At 57.7% G+C, this 16,164-nt stretch carries 11 protein-coding genes; 4 read left to right on the forward strand and 7 right to left on the reverse strand.

All coding sequences use genetic code 11. The features are described 5' to 3' along the window. Nucleotides 1-127: 127 nt before the first annotated feature. Nucleotides 128-496: a hypothetical protein gene (locus ABIE48_RS28475; RefSeq protein ID WP_089549100.1), complete on the forward strand. Its 369-nt coding sequence runs from the start codon at nucleotides 128-130 to the stop codon at nucleotides 494-496. Between the two features lie 241 nt (nucleotides 497-737). Continuing rightward, the gene (locus ABIE48_RS28480; protein ID WP_105445654.1) at nucleotides 738-1,478 is read left to right on the forward strand and encodes a GTP pyrophosphokinase; all 741 of its coding nucleotides are present in this window, start codon (nucleotides 738-740) and stop codon (nucleotides 1,476-1,478) included. Between the two features lie 132 nt (nucleotides 1,479-1,610). Here the strand turns inward: ABIE48_RS28480 and ABIE48_RS28485 are convergent, their stop codons facing one another. The 7 genes from ABIE48_RS28485 to ABIE48_RS28515 form a co-directional block, all read right to left on the reverse strand. After that, on the reverse strand, nucleotides 1,611-2,453 hold the full coding sequence (locus tag ABIE48_RS28485; protein WP_192715951.1) for a M15 family metallopeptidase: 843 nt from the start codon (nucleotides 2,451-2,453) through the stop codon (nucleotides 1,611-1,613). Beyond that, the gene (locus tag ABIE48_RS28490; protein ID WP_192715952.1) at nucleotides 2,450-3,226 is read right to left on the reverse strand and encodes a hypothetical protein; all 777 of its coding nucleotides are present in this window, start codon (nucleotides 3,224-3,226) and stop codon (nucleotides 2,450-2,452) included. The genes ABIE48_RS28485 and ABIE48_RS28490 overlap by 4 nt, the downstream gene beginning before the upstream one ends. Nucleotides 3,227-3,328: 102 nt before the next feature. Continuing rightward, nucleotides 3,329-6,421 carry a DEAD/DEAH box helicase gene (locus tag ABIE48_RS28495; RefSeq protein ID WP_192715953.1) on the reverse strand — a complete coding sequence of 1,031 codons (3,093 nt, stop codon included), beginning with the start codon at nucleotides 6,419-6,421 and terminating at the stop codon, nucleotides 3,329-3,331. Nucleotides 6,422-6,796: 375 nt separating this feature from the next. Continuing rightward, on the reverse strand, nucleotides 6,797-9,247 hold the full coding sequence (locus ABIE48_RS28500) for a glycoside hydrolase family 31 protein (protein ID WP_192715954.1): 2,451 nt from the start codon (nucleotides 9,245-9,247) through the stop codon (nucleotides 6,797-6,799). Nucleotides 9,248-9,334: 87 nt separating this feature from the next. Next, the gene (locus ABIE48_RS28505) at nucleotides 9,335-10,621 is read right to left on the reverse strand and encodes an ABC transporter substrate-binding protein (RefSeq protein ID WP_076172856.1); all 1,287 of its coding nucleotides are present in this window, start codon (nucleotides 10,619-10,621) and stop codon (nucleotides 9,335-9,337) included. A gap of 171 nt (nucleotides 10,622-10,792) precedes the next feature. Then, nucleotides 10,793-11,629, reverse strand: a complete 837-nt coding sequence (locus tag ABIE48_RS28510) for a carbohydrate ABC transporter permease (RefSeq protein ID WP_076172855.1) — start codon at nucleotides 11,627-11,629, stop codon at nucleotides 10,793-10,795. After that, nucleotides 11,629-12,510 (reverse strand): carbohydrate ABC transporter permease, encoded by an 882-nt coding sequence (locus tag ABIE48_RS28515; RefSeq protein ID WP_076172854.1) that lies wholly within the window; start codon nucleotides 12,508-12,510, stop codon nucleotides 11,629-11,631. The genes ABIE48_RS28510 and ABIE48_RS28515 overlap by 1 nt, the downstream gene beginning before the upstream one ends. A gap of 140 nt (nucleotides 12,511-12,650) precedes the next feature. Between ABIE48_RS28515 and ABIE48_RS28520 the strand changes: the two genes are divergently transcribed. Both ABIE48_RS28520 and ABIE48_RS28525 read left to right on the forward strand, forming a co-directional pair. Further along, nucleotides 12,651-14,522, forward strand: a complete 1,872-nt coding sequence (locus ABIE48_RS28520; protein ID WP_192715955.1) for a cache domain-containing sensor histidine kinase — start codon at nucleotides 12,651-12,653, stop codon at nucleotides 14,520-14,522. Between the two features lie 5 nt (nucleotides 14,523-14,527). Further along, nucleotides 14,528-16,156 (forward strand): response regulator, encoded by a 1,629-nt coding sequence (locus ABIE48_RS28525; protein WP_192715956.1) that lies wholly within the window; start codon nucleotides 14,528-14,530, stop codon nucleotides 16,154-16,156. Nucleotides 16,157-16,164: the final 8 nt, after the last annotated feature.

Consider the following 16,164-nt stretch of genomic DNA (forward strand, 5'->3'; position numbering starts at 1 on the left):
TTCCTGATTCAAACCGGCTGGTCCCGTGTAAAAAGCAGTAAAAGCGTTCATGCTTGTCCGGAGCATCCACCGGGACTTGCAATACACGGGATGCGCGGATGCCATGGATAAGGGAGGAATCTGCCTTATGGATACCGATAAGAAGCGTTACTATATTTCTGTGAGCCATCAGCTGATTCAAGATGTGCCCAATGACTCCGCCGAGTATGAGGTCCTGATGACCGAGACGGAAGTGTCAAAGCTGCGGGATTTGCTGGAGGATCTCACCAAGGAAGACGAGTATGCGTTCAAGCGCACCTTTGTTCCGTATAAATCGGCCGACCATGATGATGCGGCTGATGAGTATAACGATAGACTGATCGCCGTGTATGCTTATCTGCATGAGATCGGGGACGAAAAAACGCGGCGCACGATCGAGGATATGAATATTTTAGGTAAAATGCAGCATACCGACTACCACGATGAAGGGTATGAAGGATCTCCTCTGAACAAATAAAGGGATGATTTCCATATCCCTTTCCGGCCCTTGCGCCGCCTGACTTTCTGGTACCCCGGTACATGGAATTCGGGCGGATGGCAGGGGCTTTTGCGGCCTTTACAGGATTGCTGCACTGCCGTCTTGCTTTGCTTCACCCTCCTATTTTCAGGTAAAATGTATACATAAATAGAATGAACTAAAGCAGCCATTTCTTTCATTCTATACAGCACCCCAATTTGCAGATAGGTAGGAGATTGGCATGAACGAACAGCAGAACCAACAGCTCGTCGTAAGTCCCGTAACGTTGAAAGACCTCCATCAGCTCGATATAGATAACAACCTGCTCCGTCAATTTGAAGAGTGGAAGAAGCTTCCGATGCTGTACAAACTGGCCCTGGAGGAGCTTCAGAGCAAAATCAAGCTGATCAAGACCGAACTGAAGCTGCAGGACGGTTACAGCCCCATCGAACATATCAAGGTCCGGATCAAGGAACCCAAGAGCATCATGAACAAAATGGAGCGCAAAGGATATGAGCTGACGATGGATAATATCCTGAATCATATCCACGATATCGCCGGCATGCGGATCGTCTGCGCGTTTGTCCAGGACATTTACCGGCTGCTTGACCATTTAACCCACCGCGACGACATCCGGCTGATCGAGGTCAAGGATTATATCGCCCATCCGAAGCCGAACGGCTATCAGAGCCTGCACGTCATCGTGGCCGTGCCGCTGATTCTGATCGAAGGCACCCGCTGGATGAAGGTTGAAATCCAGATGCGGACCTTGGCCATGGATTTCTGGGCGAGCATGGAGCATATTATTTTCTACAAATATGACAAGCAGGTTCCGCCCCATGTGGTTGCCGAGCTGAAAGAAGCTTCCCAGGCCGCCGACAAGCTGGATCACCAGATGCTCCGGCTCCGCCAGGAGATTCTTGCGGAGAACGGCGATTTGATCGAGGGAGCCCTGCATGAAATGCACGAGGGAGAAAGCTAATACCGGGTGAAATTTGAGGTTGCGAAAAAGACCAGCGACCATGGATCGAGTTATATAACGATTGAATAGTGAAAAAAAGCCGTCCCCGAACTAAGGGGACGGCTTATTGGCGTATATCTAGATGGAACGCCATTACAGCTTCATGTTCGCTTCGTCAAAATAGTCCTCGAGCGCAAGCCCGCTCCGGGCGATGTCCGGTGCCAGGTCCGTTCCGATATAGCGGATGTGCCACGGCTCGTACACGTAGCCGGTCACGCTCTCCATTCCGTCGGGATATCGGACGATAAAGCCGTGTTCCGCGGCATGCGCCGCAAGCCAGCGCCCTTCCTCGGACGAGCCGAATACAGCCCCCAGCACGTTGCCGACGCTGGGGCTCGAAACGTCCATCGTCAGGCCCGTCTGATGCTCGCTCGTCCCCGGGACCGCGCTGACACGGGCGGCTTCCTCCGCCCCCTTGGTCCGGACATGCTGCCCGTAAACGGCCTGCTGGCGCTCATACGAGCGGTAGCCGGAGACGGCACGAAGCTCCAAGCCGGCCTGCGACGCCCCGGCGAACAGCCTTTCGAGCGCGGCGGCGGCTTCCTTTCGCAGCTGCCGTTTCTCATAGTGCCCGTCGAACGTAAAGGGCACGTCCGGTTCCACGAGGTCGGGAGGAGCATACCCTTCCGGAAGGCTGCGCTGCTTGTTGACTACCACGGTAACCGCATCCGGATTAGTCACCACCTGCTTCCCGTTCACGGTCCGGGCCGTAGCCTGCAGCGAATTTTCGCTGCGCTTGGCCAGTACGGGATCGGCGACCCGCTCAAGGCCCGCCTGCCCTCCCGCATCCGAACCTCCGGGGGCGTGAAGGGCTTGTCCGCTCTCCCGTCCTGCCCCTTCCGACCGCTCGCAGCCGCTGAGCACAGCGGACGCCGAGAGGATCAGCGCCGCCAGAAGGCAGGCGCCCCGGCTTCCGGCGCGGGACGGCCCCGTCATGCTCTGTTCTCCGAAGCCGGAGCCGGAGTCGGGGCTGGGGCCAGCCCAGGGGCAGCCGGTGGTACCCGCTTCAGCTGCTCCTTGGCTCTCGCCGCAGTCTGCGTCTTGATCGAGCGGATCACCTGCCGGGCTGCCGTCACCTTGGGCAGGAGGCCCGACCAATCCTCCTCCGGCATATCCTTGGCGGGCACCGCCTTCAGACGGACGGCCACCTCCCGGTACGGCGCTCCCGGCTCATGCAGCATGCCCTGCTGGGCCGCTTCCGCCAGCCATTCGCCGGGAGACGGGCCGCCTTTGCCCTTCTCCTCCAGGGAGGACAGGTCGCCGTCGGCAAGCTTGGCGTCACCCGGGGGCAGGGAACCAGCCCAGTCGCCGAAGACCCGGCCGAGCAGCTCCTCGCGGGGAAGCCCCAGCAGTGCCAGCATCTGAAGCGGCTCCTCCGCCAAGCGCTGACGGATGGCTGGCATCGACTCCGAAGCATGGGGGCATCCGTCTGCGCCGCAGCTGCAGACCGCCTCGCCCCAGGTCAGGGCGGTTTGCCCCAGCAGCTCATCCAGCCAAGGCAGCTGGCTTCCCTGAAGCAATAAATAAAGGTCGGCGGGGCAATCAGCCAGCCTCTCCACGATGGAATCTGAGGGAGCAGCTCCGTCTACCGTCACCGGAATGCCGAGGGTCCATTCCTCGCGGCCTTCTGCAGTTTTCCCTTTAGCCCGGATCAACCCGGGTTCCGCTTCCACGATCAGCTCCGTTCGGTCTTTACCTTGTGCCTTCATCCCTTGTTCCCTCCTTGGAGTGCCCCCAAAAAATCAGAAGCGTCGAATATCAACATGATAGCCGCAGCCTGCTTAAGGAAGCCCTAAGCCGCCGATTTACATTTACATCCAGTCTTCCCCTTGCAGCATGATCAATTCCTTCAGCTCGTGATCCGACATCTCGGTCAGCCACGTTTCTCCCGAACCGACGACCTGCTCGGAGAGCGACTTTTTATGCTCGATCAGTTCGTCGATCCGCTCCTCGAGCGTTCCTTGACAGATCAGCTTGTGAACCTGCACGTTTTTCTGCTGTCCGATCCGGAATACCCGGTCCGTCGCCTGATTCTCCACCGCCGGATTCCACCACCGGTCGTAATGCAGCACATGATTGGCCCGGGTCAGATTCAGACCGACGCCCCCCGCCTTCAGCGACAGTACGAAGAAGGACGGGCCTTCGCCCTCCTGAAAGGCCATGACCATGTCGTCGCGCTCCTGTTTGGACACGCCGCCGTGAAGGAAGAACGGCGTCCTGCCGTAACGCTCCTTCAGCCTGGACACCAGAAGATGTCCCATTGCCACGTATTGCGTGAAGATGAGCGCTGACTCCTGATTTTCCCGGATGTTGTCAAGCAGATCGAAGAGCCGCTCCATTTTCCCGGAAGACTCGGCCTTGGCGCCCCGCACATCTTCCCTGCCGAGCAGAAGCGGCGAGTCGCAAATCTGCTTCAGCTTCGTCAGCGAAGACAGCACCAGCCCTTTCCGGGCGATCCCCGTCTGCTGTCCGATCTGGCCCATCATCTGGTCCACGACCGATTGGTACATCGCTCCCTGCACTTCGGTCAGCGTGCAGTAAGATTTGATTTCCAGCTTTTCCGGCAAATCCTTGCGGATGTCGGGATCGCTCTTCAGGCGTCTCATCATGAAGGGCGATACAAGCTTATGCAGCTCCTGCAGCTTCCCTGGCGCGACCTCCCCTGTCGTGTACCGCTGCCGGAACGATGTGGAAGAACCGAGATAACCCGGATTGAGGAATTGGAAAATCGACCACAGCTCGCCGAGGCGGTTTTCCACCGGCGTCCCGGTCATCGCGATGCGGTGAGGCGCCGACAGCTTCATGACGCTCTGCGCCTGCTTGGTCCGGTAGTTCTTAATGTACTGGGCTTCGTCCAGCACGACGGTGGACCACAGCACCGAGGCCAGGTCGGAGCCGTCCCTTCCGGCCAAATGGTAGGTTGTCAGCACGACGTCATGCCGAAGCGCCTGTTCCAGAAATTCGTCCCCGTGAAGGCGGCGGTTGCCGTGATGAATGTACAGCTCGAGCCCGGGGGCAAAGCGCTGCATTTCGCGCTGCCAGTTGCCGAGCAGCGAGGTCGGGCACACGATCAGCACGGGAGGATTCCCTTCCTTGTGCTGCTCCAGCAGGCAGGTAATCACCTGCACCGTCTTCCCGAGGCCCATGTCATCGGCCAGACAGACGCCGAAGCCCATGTCCCGCATCGCCGCCAGCCATTGGTAGCCCCGCTCCTGATAAGGACGGAGTACGCCGTGCAGCGAAGCGGGAACCGGGCGGACAGGCACCTTCTTCGGCCCCTCCTCGCCAAGAAGGGACTGCAGGTAGCCCATCGTCTCCAGCTCCAGCACCGGAATGCCCTTCCAGGTGCGTTCACCGTCTTCTCCTGCACTGAGATGCATCCAGTCGGACATATTCATTTCGCCTTCGTCATGCTTCTTGATATAGCGCAGCACCTGGCGGATTTCCTTCAAATCCAGCTCGATCCATTCCCCGCGGAATTTCACGTACGGCAGGGTCGACTCGGCCAGCTCGGCCAATTCCTCCCGGGTGAGGGTGTGGCCCTCAAGGGCGGCTTCCACCCGGAAGGAGACAAGCTGCTCCAGGCCGATGACCGGATGGCCGGGCGCGCCTCCGCCTGCATTTTCCGCCAGCATCTTCAGCGACAATCCCACGCGGCGGCGCCCCTTCCGGCTCCACCGGGAGGGCATCTGGACCGTGATTCCGGCTTTCGTCAGCTTGGGAACTGAGAGGCGGACAAAGGCGATCATTTCCTCCGTAGTGAGTTCAAGGCTTTCCGGAGCCGGGCCCCTCAGCGCTTCGGCCAGTTCCGGGGACAGCCTCGACGCATCGCCGAGCGCACGGAGCATTTGCTCCTGCACATTCGGAAAGACGCGGCCGCGGCGGCTGATATCCCGTTCCCGATACGACCAGATGGCCCGGATGGGAATCCATGCCCCGAACTCATCCTGAAACTCAGCCCAGAACGAGACGCACCAGCGTTCCTCTTCCTCGGTATGGCAGGGCTCGAGCCGCAGTCCCAGCTGCATCCGGCCCTGTGCCGAAGCATCCCCGTTCTCCACGGCCGGAATCGAGGTCCCCCCCGTCTCACCAACCGCGGACGCCAGCTCCTCCATCTCTTCCGTGCTCCCTTGAACCGGGATCATCCGGCTGGCGGTCAGGGTACTGTTCCACCACAGCTCCGCCACCGGGGAATATCCTCTCCGGTAATCGGCATGGTAGCGGGAAAATTTGCTCTCGTTCTCACGGATCACTTCCCGTACCTGTGCATGGATCATGGCGCCCATAAACGAATGCAGCAAAAATGCCCCCGCTTCCTCCTTGGTCATCGCATCCCTGCCGGATAGCGCCGGTACTCCAAGCGCCACAGGCGGCATCGCCGCCGCCAGCTGCAGGAACCGCTCCGCGTCCTGCGCCTGGTTCAGGCTCGGCTTCCATTCCGCCGTCAGCGCCTGCTCGCCCGATTTGCGGCGGGTGCCGTTTGTCGGCACAGGGGCCGTACCCGGCGCGATACTGCCGCGCAGCATCAGCTCCAGGGCGAACCGAGCCGCTTGGGCCCAGTAACCCATCTCCGCCCCGGGCTCCATTCCCGCCTGCCGGATATAAGGCTCATCCCACGCGAGAAGCAGGCTGAAGGCGTCTGCGGCGCTTAGGGCAAGTCCCTCCAGCGTTCTGCCCATGAGCTGGCGCCGTTCCCCCCGGCGGCTCGTACGCTGAGCCGCATGCGCGGACGGGTACTTGAGCTCGGCCAGCCTGAGCGCAGCCTGGGCAAAAGGGCGCGTCCCGTCCGTCAGCGTCAGCTGCTTGACCACTTTGCTCCATGCATCCACTCTCGGTTCGGACATCTCTCCTGAAAAACAAAAAAACACATCGCCAAGCCATACGCCATAAAGCGGTTGATTCATGGTAGTCTCCTGTCGTATCCGTAATTACACATATACTTCCATCTTATACGAAAACGCATGAATTTAAAAACGAGATCCGGGTCTTTTTTAGGCATTTTTCACTATTTTTTTATGCTTTTTGCTCACCATGGTGCCGCCTGCCCTCTGCCTGACCCGATCATGCAGCATCAGAGTAAAAGCGTCTCATTGACGAGCATTCAACGAAGCCGGACCGCATTTAACGCCGTTTTTCTGGAAATACCAGAAAGACGACTCTCGGAAAATTAAATTTTCTTATATCTAAAAAAACTAAAAAAGCCGGAAACCGTCCCGGGAGCACTAATCTCCCTGAACCGGTTCCGGCTTGAATCCACCATGGATCTGTATATAGGCTGATCAGGCGGAGATGACCGCCCACTGTCCGCCTTCGGGCCGATCCTGGGCCTGAATGATCAGGTCGCCGCTCTGGCCATCGACGGCCCAGCCGAGCGCCCCCTGCTCCATTTGCTCAAGCGTCACCTGCCCGAGCCCTTCGACTTCAGCCGGGCGGAACTTCGGCCGGCGCAGCACAAAGCGGAGGGTTTCACGATTCGCTTCATACTGCCGATGCGGGTAAGCATACGACAGGACAAGCCGGCCTTGCTCGGCCCGCACCTTCAGCTCCAGCTCACTGTAAGCTCCGACTTCGTACCCGTAGCTCACCCCGTCATCTTCATACAGGCGGTAAGAGGCCGCAAAGTCACCTTCCGCATCTGCGCCGTACACATGGAATGTCACCGCATCATCCGCTCCGTCTTCCGCATGCTGCTTCAGCGGACCTTCCGCGATAATACTGCCGGCTTTCACGTAGACCGGCAAAGCGGAGAGCGGACTGTGGGCCAGGATATACCGCCCGCCTTCATGCGCTTCGCCGGTCCAGTAGTCCAGCCAAGTCCCTTCGGGCAGGTATACGGCACGATGGTCGGTGTCCGGACGATAGACCGGCGCGATCAGCACGTTGTCGCCGAGCAGGAATTGATCGCACAGATTCGTTACGTTCGGATCGTGCGGATACTCCAGAATGAGCGGGCGAATGACCGGCAGCCCGGTCACGGCCGCCTCATGGAACAGGTTGTACAATTGCGGCATCCAGCGGTATCGCAGGCCGATGTACTCCCGCAGGATAGCTTCGGCCTCTTCCCCGAACGACCACGGCTCCTGCCGCACCGTTTCGAGCGCCGAGTGGTTCCGGCAGTACGGGAAGAAGACGCCCATCTGCGTCCAGCGGATCAGAAGCTCCGCGGAGGTATGGTGGGCGAAGCCGCCGATGTCCGGACCCGCGAACGCCAGGCCGGAGAGCCCCATGTTCAGCACCATCGGCATGGCCATGGCCATATGCTCCCAGAAGCTCCGGTTGTCTCCCGTCCAGACGGCCGCATAGCGCTGGATGCCCGCATACCCGGCGCGGGTCAGCACAAACGGACGGTGGCGGTCCAGCTGCTCTTTCAACCCTTCAAAGGTCGATTTGGACATGAGCAGGCCGTAGATGTTGTGCAGTTCCTCATGCGTCAGCGGCTTGCCGTTGTTGCGGTGCATCACGTCCAGATCCATCGTCTTGGATTCGTTGAACACCGCCGGTTCGTTCATGTCGTTCCAGATATCTTCGATGCCGAGTTCGGTATAGAAGGCATGCTGATCCGCCCACCACTTCGCCGTGCGGTCGTCGGTGAAATCCGGGAAGGCGCTTGTCCCCGGCCATACCTCGCCGAAGAACAGATCCCCCTCCAGCTTCCTGCAGAAATGGTCCTCCCGGATCCCTTCCTGATAAATCGGGTATTTCGCATCCTTCTTGACGCCGGGATCCACAATCGGCACGATCCGGATCCCCATCTCCCGCAGCTCGCGGATCATGCCGGCCGGATCCGGAAACCGCACCGGATCGAACGTAAACACCCGGTATTCGTCCATATAATGAATATCCAAATAAATGACGTCGCACGGAATCTGCTTCGCCCGGAACGTCCGGCCGAGCTCCAGCACCTCCTGCTGGTTCATGTAGCTGTAACGGGACTGATGATACCCGATCGCCCATTTCGGCGGCAGGTTGATCCGCCCGGTCAGAGCGGTGTAACGCTTGACGACATCCTTCAGTTCCGGCCCGTTGATGAAGTACAGGTCGTAGCTTCCTGTCGTGCAGCTGACCGTGAAGGCGACGCCATGGCTGCGCATGTCGAAATCCGAGCGTCCCGGATTATCGAGGAATAGTCCGCAGCTGATGCCGCCGTGCATATGAATCAGCAGCGGAATCGACTCGTACAGCGCCTCGATTTCCGGCATATGCGGAGCGTAGACGTCGGTGTTCCAGTTCGTGTACCGCTCGCCGCGTTTATCAAGGAAGCTCGATTTCTCCCCGAGTCCGTAGAAATGAGAATCCTGCGGCATGTCGTACACGCCGAAGGCCGATCCGTCCGGGCTGAAGGTGATGCTCTTCTGCTCGGCCAGCACGGTTCCTGCCAGGTCCCTGACGGTCATGGACAATCCCAGCTTGTCCAGCGTCACTTCCAGCGACGCCGTGCGGAACCGGACGCCCCCTTCCGTCTCCTCCAGCTGTGCCTGGACCTCGCCCCCTGCCGCAGCGGCCGGATCGATGGCGACCGTAGTCGACATTTCCGGATCATTTCCGAGGAAATATTTGATGCGCAGCATGTCGTCCGTGACGAATTCCACGGCCGCTCCCCCGCGTTCCGTTCGTACCCAGTAGGTTCCTTCTCTTTTTTCCACGCCGGTATAGATACCCAGGTTCTCCCAAGCCTCCTGCACAATGACAGGTCCGTCTTTATCCGGCCGGATTGCTTCGCTGCCCTCCATATCCTGCTTCCCTCCTCTAAGATGAAGAGGCTCCCTTTCATTGGTTCAAAAGGAAGCCTCCAGGTCATTCGTATGCTGCTTAAGCTATTATTTTTTCAAATTATCCCATGTTTTTTGGAAGTCCTCGAACAGCTTGGCCTTGTCGGTCTTGCCGGCGATATACCCCTGCATGCTTGCGCCAAATTCGTTCCAGGCGCCTTCCGGGAATCTCGCGAACTGCCAGCTCAGCAGCTTGTTCTCTTTGCTGTATTTCAGCACTTCCGCGCCGAGCGCGCCCAGATCCTCTTCAGTGGCGTTAATGCTCTTGAAGGCCGGAATGAATTTGAATTCTTTGGTGATGTAGTTTTTGCCCTCATCGGAGGTAACGAGCCAGTTCAGGAATTCCTTCGCGTCATCCTTCACCTTGGAGTTTTTGTTGATGACCCAGTTGTTCGGCACGCCGACAAGCAGCTTGTCATTCTCCTCCGCGTTGTCGTTGATCGGCATCGGCAGAATCCCGATATTCATGTTCGGCGTGATGCCGTCGATCTGCACCTGCGTCCAGTTGCCCTGCTGCGTCATAGCCGCCTGTCCGTTCGCAAACATCGTCATTTCCGTGTTGTAGTCGGTCGTCAGCGGATTTTTGTTGCTGTATTTCAGCGTCAGGTCAAACAGATTCATGAACTGGTCCATTTGCTCGTTGCCGGCAAACTTGGCCGTTCCGTTGTTGAGGCCCTCAATGTAAGCGCCCGGATCCTTCTGATGGGCAAAGGCCACGTTCAGCGAGTGCTGGCCGAGAATCCAGCCTTCCTGGTATCCGTTGACGAACGGGGTGATGCCTGCGTCTTGAAGCTTTTTGGCCGCTGCCTCAAGCTCGGTTAACGTCTTCGGAATATCGGTAATGCCCGCCTTTTTGAACAAGTCTTTATTGTAGACAAAGCCGTAGCCTTCCAGGTTCATCGGCATGCCGTACACTTTGCCGTCCTTGGAGATTTGGTCCTTGGCGACATCCACCATATCACTGACCCATTTTTCGCCCGACAGGTCTTCCAGCTTGGCCTGCCATGTATCCAGATCGGTATAACCGCCTACGTTAAAAATATCCGGCTCCTCGCCCGAAGCGAATTTCGCCTTCAGCGCCGCCCCGTAATCCGAACCGCCGCCCACCGTCTGAATATCGAGCTTCACACCAGGATGGCTGGCTTCATAGTCGGCTTTCAGCTTGTTGAGCGCCTCGGCGATCTCCACCTTGAATTGGAAAATGTGAATCGTCTTGGTGCCGCCGCTGCCGCCGCTCGCGCCTTCGGCGCTTTTATCTGTTTTGGAGCCGCAGCCGGCCAGTACGACGGAAAGGGCCAGCACCGAAGCCAGCGCCATTTTGGTCCGTTTTTTCATGATCAAGAATCCTCCCTTTTGTTCTTGCATATCAAGCGGAATGCTTCATTAAAAAGTTCTCTCGTTGAAATCGCTTACTCCCTCATTATAGGGAACAGCCTGTCCCCCCGGCACTTACGATATTGATCAAACAGGGGGACGGGATTGACCTGTTGTTCGCAGCTGAAGGCTTCAGCCTTTGACCGCTCCCTGCGTAATGCCTTCGACGATATATTTTTGCATTGCCAGGAAAAAGACGATGACCGGCAGAATGCCCAAGACGAGCGCCGGCAGGGCCAGATCCCACTGCTTTGTGAACTGTCCGAAGAAGGCAAAGGTCGCGATCGGAATCGTCCGCAGGTCCGGGCTTTGCAGCACCAGCGACGGCAGCAGGTAATCATTCCAGATCCAGAGCGTGTTCAGAATGATAACGGTAACGAACATCGGCTTCATCAGCGGAACGACGATCCGGAAGAACGTGCCGTAAATATTCGTTCCGTCCACCGTGGCGGCTTCCTCGATTTCCAGCGGAATCGATTTGACGAAACCGTGGAACAGGAATACCGTCATCGGCACCCCGAAGCCGAGGTAACAGGCGATCAGTCCCGGAATGCTGTTCATCAGGCCCAGCGTACTGGTGACTTTGACAAGCGGAATCATGATGGATTGGAACGGGATGACCATGGCAGCCACGAAAATCATAAACAGAAAGCGGTTGAACCGCGTATTGTGACGCACCATCCGGTACGAGGCCATGGCGCTGAACAGCGCCAGCAGCACGTTGCTGACCACGGTAATGACCAGCGAGTTCCACAGCGCCGACGGGAAGTTGGTAATGTCCCAGGCCCGGCTGTAATTGTGCCACTCAAAGGTTTTCGGCCAGCTGGCGGAGTTCGTCAGCAGATCTCCGAACGTTTTCACCGAGTTAACGAACAGAAAGTAGAACGGAACAAGGAAGAGCAGCGCAACCAGCACCATAATGATTTCGGTGACGAGCGTCCCCCAGCGGTATTGTTTGGATGCTTCCATTACGATTCGACCTCCTTGCTTTTCGTGATTTTAACCTGAAGGCTGGTAATGATGGCAACCACGACGAAGAAGATGATCGCTTTGGCAGTTCCAAGCCCGTAACGGTTGTTCTGGAATGCTTCATTATAGATGTTGAGCGCCACCGATTCCGTCGAGCGGAACGGTCCGCCCTTCGTCAGCGACAGGTTCAGGTCAAACATCTTGAACGACCAGGAAATGGCCAGGAACAGACAGACCGTAACGGCAGGCATCACTAGCGGCACGATGACCGATTTCAGAATTTGCAGCTTGCTGGCCCCGTCGATTTCGGCCGCTTCCAGGATATCTTTAGGGATATTATTAATTGAAGAAATGTAAATGACCATCAGGTAGCCCGCAGTTTGCCAGACGAACACGATAACGATGCCCCAGAAGGCGGTCGTTTCGTCCCCCAGCCAAGGCAGGTTGAAGAAGTGCCAGCCGGTTGCGCTGCCGAGCGCCGAGAAACCCTTTACAAAGATAAACTGCCAAATAAAACCAAGCAGCAGTCCGCCGATGACGTTCGGCATAAAGAAAATCGTCCGCAGCACATTGCGCGACTTCAATGGCTTGGTCAGGAAATAGGCAAGGAAAAATCCGAGCACATTGGTTACAATAATGCCGATGACCGTGAACCTTACCGTAAACCAGAAAGCCTTCCCAAAATCGGGATCATTGGTTATGATTTGTTTGAAATTGTCGAATCCGACCCAGGTGACGTCGCCGGATACCCCGTTCCAGTCGGTAAAAGAATAATATAAGCCCAGCAGGAACGGAACGACAATGATGATGAGAAAAAAAATCGTGGATGGCCCCACGAATATCAGCTGCTGGAGCAGCCCGGATGACTTTTGGCGATTCATCCTGATCTCCCCTTTACGATTCGTATATGACTATTTCAGTATGAGGGAAGCGGTTCTTCAATAACACGGAGGATCGTGAACCGTTAGGGGGAAAATATTGATATGACATACCTCACGCACCCCGAAAGAGTGGTGTTTCCATGAAATTCCGCAGCATCCGTTCGCGGCTGATTCTGTTTATGCTGCTGGCGACAACCGTCCCGCTGCTGCTCTCCATTACGATCACATACATCCATACCAAGGAGACGATCAAAGAGCAGGCGCTCGAAGAGAACCGGAACCTGATCTACCAGGGCAAGGTCAATTTGACCAACTATCTGAACAGCATCAACCAGGCTTCGCTCACCCTGTATACGGACGCCAACTTCCTGCGCAACCTGCGGAAAATCCCGGACGATTACCGGGCGGTGGCCGAGGTGTACACGTCCTTGCAAAATATTTTGAATACGGTGCACGGCATCGAGCGGATTTACCTGCATGCCACCCAGTCCGGACAGTCCACCTTGGTCACCCCAGCGATCTACCCAAAGCGGGAGTACCGGACCGAGCCCTACATTTCGACCCAAGGGTATGAAAAATATACGACGGCCATCGAGCCGACCCATAAAAGCCATGACTATGGTTTTCCCCCGTCGCCGACCTCCTACTCGGACAAAATGGTCTTCACCTTCCACCGGTCCATCACCAATGTGCCGTCGGAGAAGGTGCTGGCCCTGCTGGCGATCGACGTCAGCCTGGATTCGGTGGCGGATATTACCGAGCAGCTGTTCAACAAGGACAAGGAGCAGCTGCTCGTCGTCGACCAGGGCGGTACCGTCGTCTATTCCGGGCGGGACAGCCAGCTCGGCACCCAGATCACAGACAAAGAGCTGCTGGCGCGGATCAAGGGAACGCAGACCGAGGGCTTTTTCGAAAGCGGCGGGGCCATGAACGTCTTCGAGAAGATGCAGACGCCTTATACCGAATGGACGATGATTAAAAGAATACCGAACAGCACGCTGTATGAGCGAGCGCGACAGCTGACCCAGATCAACGCCGCCATTGCGGTCATCGCCCTGGGAATCATCATCTTTGGCACGCTGTTCATTTCGATCCGGATCACCGAGCCGATCAAGAAGCTGACCAGCTACATGAACCGGATTCAATCCGGTCAGCTCGACGTCGACATATCCTGGAACCGGCAGGACGAGACGGGCATCATGTTCACCCGCTTCAGGCAAATGATGGATACGATCAACAACCTGATCCTGCGGGAATACCGGCTGGAGCTGGCGAACAAGACCAATCAGCTCAAAGCGCTGCAGGCTCAGATCAATCCCCATTTTCTGTACAACACCCTGCAGTCGATCGGAACGCTGGCGCTGCAAAATAACGTTCCGCGGATTTATGCCCTGCTCTCTTCCCTGGCCAAAATTATGCGCTACAGCATGCGCAATAACGATGTGCTGGTGACGCTGAAGGACGAGGCCGATCACGTCCGGCTCTATCTGGAGCTGCAGAAGGAACGCTTCGGAGACCAGCTCGTCTACACGCTGGACCTGGCGCCGGATACGCTGGATAAGCCCATGCCGAAAATGATTCTTCAGCCGCTGATCGAAAATTACTTCAAGCACGGTATGGATCACGAAGGCCGTCAAGGCATGGTTCGCATCGAAAGCCATATGAGGGAAGACGGCGTGCTGCAGATCGTCATTGAAAATAACGGCAGCCGGATCGAGCCGGAGAAGCTGGCCACGCTGCAGGAACAGCTGGATGGCCGGGGAAACGGCGACCTGGAGGACGAATGGGCAGGCGATAACGGAGAAATCGGCGTGCGCAACGTCCTGCTTCGTCTGCAGCTGTATACGCCGCATGACGTCGGCATGCGGATCGAAAACCTTGAGCCGCATGGGGTCCGTATTTCCTTGGAAATCGATACAGAAGATATGCAAGATATGCACACCGGAGAAAATAAAACGGCCGAAGCCCGCACAGGGGCTGGGCCGGGGGAAGTTCATACAGAGGAGAATTGACAGCCATGAAAGTGTTAATTGTAGACGATGAGAAGCATGTCCGGGAGGCTATCAAGCTGCTCGGGGAATGGGAGCGCCATGGCATTACGGACATTCTGGAAGCGGCCGACGGGAAGTCAGCAACGGAGATGATCGAGGAGCACGCTCCCCAGATCGTGATGACGGATATGCGCATGCCGCGCATGGACGGCACGCAGCTGATGGAATGGCTGAGCGGGAGCCATTCCGGGATAAAGACGATCGTCATCAGCGGTTATGACGATTTCGATCTGGTCCGCCATGCCATCCGCCATGGCGGGATGGACTACATCCTGAAGCCGGTGGACCCCGCCGCCTTGAACGAGGCGCTCGCTAAAGCCGCAGCGGCCTGCCGGGAGGAGGAGCTGAAGCGGCGGCAGAGCAGCCGCCAGAGCATCGAGATGAACCGGATGCGGCCGCATTATGCCGACAAGCTGCTGTCCGACCTGATCGGCGGGCACGGGCGCCGGGAGGAGCTCCTTCAGCAGCTGCGGGAGGAATACGGCCTGCCGGAGCAAATCGACCGCTGCGCCGCGGCGGTCATCAGCACGGCGCAGCTGGACGACGAGCTGCTGGAGAAGTTTGCCCGTATGAAGCAGCTGCTCTATTTTACGCTGACGAATATCGGCAACGAGCTGCTGTCGGCCAAACGAAAAGGGTTCGCCTTCCATCATCTGGCGAACCCCGAAGAAATCGTGCTGCTCCTATGGGATGACTCCATGCCGATGTCCTCCCTGCTGGAGGACATCCACCGCGGCATCGACGCCACCCTGCACCGCAGCGTGCATATCGGCGCCGGGTCCTTCCAGCCGTTCCCGGAGGGCCTCGCCCGCTCCTATCAGGAGGCGCACCGGGCACTCTGGCAGCGCAGCCTGCAGGACCCCGCCGCCTGGCTCCATACGCTGAGCGCCGCCGGTCCGGCAGCTCCCCGGCCCCTGCGCCTGAGTGCGCATGAGGAGCAGTTCCGCCTGGCAGCGCTCAGCGGCAGCCGCGAGCAGATCAGCGCCGCCGTGGACGGCTGGATGCAGGCCGTCCGCCAGCTCGATCGGGTAACGCCCGAGCAGCTGGTGCAATGGAACGCGGAGTGGGACTGGATGCTGAAGCAGTGGATGGATCAGGGCGCCGAAGCAGCGGCGCCAAGTCCCGACAAGGACGCCCTGCTGGAGCTGCCCCGCTCCCTTCCGCTCGACAAGCATGGGCGGCTGTCCTATGACCTGTGGACTTCCCAATACGAAGGGCGGCTGACCGCAGCCAGCCGCATTTTGACACAGAAGCACTCACGGGAGAATCATATCATCCACGACATTGCCGCATACCTGGAAAGCCATTATGCCGAGGATATTTCCCTGCAGGAAATGGCTGCGCGCTTTTTTCTCAGCCGGGAATACATCTCCAGACGCTTCAAGCAGGAATTCCAGGTGAACCTCTCCGACTTTCTTGCCCGGATCCGGATTGAGAAGGCCAAGCTGCTTCTGCACAATCCGCAGCTGCGCATCTCCCAGATTGCCGAAATGGTCGGTTATCAGGACGAGAAATATTTCAGCAAAGTGTTTAAGAAGCAGGAAGGCCGCACGCCCAACGAGTTCCGGAAGGACCTCGCGGCTCAGACGCACTGAGCCCGGCG

The sequence above is a fragment of the Paenibacillus sp. OAE614 genome, from assembly GCF_040546645.1.
Classification (GTDB): domain Bacteria; phylum Bacillota; class Bacilli; order Paenibacillales; family Paenibacillaceae; genus Paenibacillus_AQ; species Paenibacillus_AQ favisporus.

What these genes read in the sequence shown, in the direction of transcription:
- ABIE48_RS28505 (WP_076172856.1), bottom strand. Translation starts at nt 10,621, where the DNA reads ATGAAAAAACGGACCAAAATGGCGCTGGCTTCGGTGCTGGCCCTTTCC.
- ABIE48_RS28515 (WP_076172854.1), bottom strand. Translation starts at nt 12,510, where the DNA reads ATGAATCGCCAAAAGTCATCCGGGCTGCTCCAGCAGCTGATATTCGTG.
- ABIE48_RS28475 (WP_089549100.1), top strand. Translation starts at nt 128, where the DNA reads ATGGATACCGATAAGAAGCGTTACTATATTTCTGTGAGCCATCAGCTG.
- ABIE48_RS28495 (WP_192715953.1), bottom strand. Translation starts at nt 6,421, where the DNA reads ATGAATCAACCGCTTTATGGCGTATGGCTTGGCGATGTGTTTTTTTGT.
- ABIE48_RS28525 (WP_192715956.1), top strand. Translation starts at nt 14,528, where the DNA reads ATGAAAGTGTTAATTGTAGACGATGAGAAGCATGTCCGGGAGGCTATC.
- ABIE48_RS28500 (WP_192715954.1), bottom strand. Translation starts at nt 9,247, where the DNA reads ATGGAGGGCAGCGAAGCAATCCGGCCGGATAAAGACGGACCTGTCATT.
- ABIE48_RS28485 (WP_192715951.1), bottom strand. Translation starts at nt 2,453, where the DNA reads ATGACGGGGCCGTCCCGCGCCGGAAGCCGGGGCGCCTGCCTTCTGGCG.
- ABIE48_RS28510 (WP_076172855.1), bottom strand. Translation starts at nt 11,629, where the DNA reads ATGGAAGCATCCAAACAATACCGCTGGGGGACGCTCGTCACCGAAATC.
- ABIE48_RS28490 (WP_192715952.1), bottom strand. Translation starts at nt 3,226, where the DNA reads ATGAAGGCACAAGGTAAAGACCGAACGGAGCTGATCGTGGAAGCGGAA.
- ABIE48_RS28480 (WP_105445654.1), top strand. Translation starts at nt 738, where the DNA reads ATGAACGAACAGCAGAACCAACAGCTCGTCGTAAGTCCCGTAACGTTG.
- ABIE48_RS28520 (WP_192715955.1), top strand. Translation starts at nt 12,651, where the DNA reads ATGAAATTCCGCAGCATCCGTTCGCGGCTGATTCTGTTTATGCTGCTG.